Here is a 2268-nt window from a genome sequence, read left to right on the forward strand (position 1 = left end):
GGTCTCGTGTCCTGATCGCCGATGATGATGACATTGATGAGGGCCTTGACGTCATGATCGAGAATGAACTGGGCGTATGTGAAGCGATGTTCCTTATCGATATCCACGGAGGCGACGGGCTCGCCCGTTCTGAGGGCATAGCCTTCCGATGAACCGATATCGGTACGGACCTTGGCATGCCCGACCACGCCGGGGTTCCAGCCAATGCCCGCGCGAACCAGAAGGGTGACGCCATCATCCAGAAGGGACATCACCTTGGCGAGGTCCGTATCGAGCGCGTCTCCAACGAGGCGACAGGCTTCCGTGAGTATTTCGTCAAGGTTGCTCGACCGAAGCGCGATCTCACCGAATTTGGCGAGCACCTGCTGCTGACGCAGGAATCTTTCTCGTTCGCTCTGAGGAGATTCATTTTCCCTGAAGCTCATATTGACTACGCCTCCGCCACGAGAGAACACCGGGAACACCGCTTGATGCATATAACGTATTCTGTCTCTGTCAGTCGATAGGAGCAAACCTGTTCGACGGCACCAGCCCTTTCGCGGTAGAATAGGATAGCATCCGGGGGGATCTTGATCGCCAGAAGACGCGCGAAACTTTTTCTTTTAGGTCTCGCAGCCGTTGTACTCATGTGCGCGGCGCTCTTGTTCCTTCCCCCTTTCCAGTGCCTCCCGATCAGCAGCCGCGCGCTGCGCATCCCGCTAGCGGCAATTCTGAACCAAGGTACGCGAGTGTCCCGCTGTGCGCTCCGGGACAGCATCACAGTCATTTCGAAGGTCGCTGAAAAGGCTGTGAATGGGCCAGGAGGAGATCTCAATGCCGTGTCACCAAACGCCTGCGCCGGGAGAGCTTTAGAGATCGTAGGGATTATCTCCAGCACTTCGAAGGGACCGTGAAGGCTTTGCAGTCTTTGGTCGGCTCGGCTTGCCCTGGTCACGCATCTCTTGCGCGGTGGCAGGCGGAAAGATCACCATTAACAGCAATGGCAGTCGTGTCGGTGGGATATTGATCGAACCGCCTGCACCCGCAACGCGACAAGGCTGTAAGCTGAGCTCCGCCGAAAGTCTTAGGCACATTTGACAGCGCAGCAGGGTGATGAGAAAATTGGAAGATCATAGAACCGCGAGGGCTGCCATGACACTTGCGAATAAAGGACCTAAAACCCCCGAACCACCAAAGCCTACTCCACTTTTTCTGGAGCTTCAGAAGATCCAGAAAGAGCAATGCAAGGCAGAAGACATCGAGCGAATGATTGAGGCCAAGGTCGCTTTGGCCTTGCGACTGCTGCACTGAGATCAGAAATTGGAATAGAGATTTTTTACCCTTTGGCCGCACAGGTCTGCGGGATGAAGCCGAATGTGACAGGCGTAGAGACCATCATGGCAAAAGTCGTCGTGCTCACGGATATTCATGGCAGGATCCATGTCTTCGAATGCCCACCCTGGCGCGTGGTGAAGGTGACGTCGACCGCTGATGGCACAAGCGTTGATCTGTCCAGCGGGGACGGGATCGCAACCGTGCAGGTGAGCGACACACCGGAAGACATCGGGATCCAATTCACGGATGAAATGTCACAATTCCCGACTGGCCAAGCTTGATAGGGCCTGTTCATATCCTTCGGGAAAGAAGGAGGTGACCATGATCCGCTCCGAGTTGATTGGAAAGCTTGTTGAGACTCATTCGCATCTGCCCCGTCCGGTGGTGGAAGCCGCTCTCAACGCGATCCTGAACGAGATCATGGTCGGTCTCGCTCAGGACCAGAGGGTCGAAGTTCGGGGGTTCGGAAATTTCTCCAGCAAGGTCCGGGAGGCCCGGATGGGCCGCAACCCCAGAACCGGCGAACCCGTGCAGGTGGCGCACAAGCGGATTTTGCGCTTCAGAGCTTCGAAACTCCTCCTGGAACAGTTGAACACTCCAGCAACGCCTGGCTGATCCCTGCCCTGTTCCCTTCCCAAGTCCCCCGGAAGACCTGTACCCAGAGGATGCTGCCAGAAAGCGAGAGGGAGCCAGGCTCGTCACCCTTGCCCCATATCCTGAGTATTGATTGCCTCGGCGGAATAGTTGTTCCGACCATCCGTAACAGGGTTGATGCGATCAGGTATAATCACTTCGTCCGGTCTTATCAGACCCAGCACGTGACGGGCTCGCTCATCAAGAAGATCAAGGTCCAGATAGTAATCGGATAGACGGCGCGTCAAATTTCTCATCCGGTCAACTTCAAGCTGCAGCGTATCCCTCTCGATAATGTTTGCAGAAGTCTCTGCCTCGATC

At 55.7% G+C, this 2268-nt stretch carries 4 protein-coding genes and 1 pseudogene; 3 read left to right on the forward strand and 2 right to left on the reverse strand.

Going from position 1 to position 2268, the window contains the following annotated elements:
* The coding region (locus tag TY51_RS17075; RefSeq protein ID WP_197054817.1) for a GAF domain-containing protein at window positions 1-476 on the reverse strand (476 nt) is incomplete at its 3' end.
* A 655-nt stretch (window positions 477-1131) separates the two neighbouring features.
* On the opposite strand from TY51_RS17075, the gene TY51_RS22210 reads away from it, so the two are divergent.
* Genes TY51_RS22210 through TY51_RS17085 form a run of 3 tightly spaced genes read left to right on the forward strand, consistent with a single transcriptional unit; the run spans window position 1132 to window position 1929 of the window.
* A complete protein-coding gene (locus TY51_RS22210; protein ID WP_197054818.1) occupies window positions 1132-1290 on the forward strand; it encodes a hypothetical protein in 159 nt (52 codons plus the stop codon).
* A gap of 53 nt (window positions 1291-1343) precedes the next feature.
* Window positions 1344-1595 (forward strand): hypothetical protein, encoded by a 252-nt coding sequence (locus TY51_RS17080; protein ID WP_042251811.1) that lies wholly within the window; start codon window positions 1344-1346, stop codon window positions 1593-1595.
* A 40-nt stretch (window positions 1596-1635) separates the two neighbouring features.
* Window positions 1636-1929 carry an HU family DNA-binding protein gene (locus TY51_RS17085; RefSeq protein WP_042251813.1) on the forward strand — a complete coding sequence of 98 codons (294 nt, stop codon included), beginning with the start codon at window positions 1636-1638 and terminating at the stop codon, window positions 1927-1929.
* An 83-nt stretch (window positions 1930-2012) separates the two neighbouring features.
* On the opposite strand, the pseudogene TY51_RS22870 reads toward TY51_RS17085, so the two are convergent.
* Window positions 2013-2268 (reverse strand): annotated as a pseudogene (locus tag TY51_RS22870) (hypothetical protein); the annotation flags it as partial.

The sequence above is a fragment of the Paracoccus sp. PAMC 22219 genome (assembly GCF_000787695.1).
Lineage (GTDB): Bacteria > Pseudomonadota > Alphaproteobacteria > Rhodobacterales > Rhodobacteraceae > Paracoccus.

Bases quoted from the DNA above. Each gene is read 5' to 3' on its own strand.
- TY51_RS22210 (WP_197054818.1), top strand. From the start codon at position 1,132: ATGACACTTGCGAATAAAGGACCTAAAACCCCCGAACCACCAAAGCCT.
- TY51_RS17080 (WP_042251811.1), top strand. From the start codon at position 1,344: ATGAAGCCGAATGTGACAGGCGTAGAGACCATCATGGCAAAAGTCGTC.
- TY51_RS17085 (WP_042251813.1), top strand. From the start codon at position 1,636: ATGATCCGCTCCGAGTTGATTGGAAAGCTTGTTGAGACTCATTCGCAT.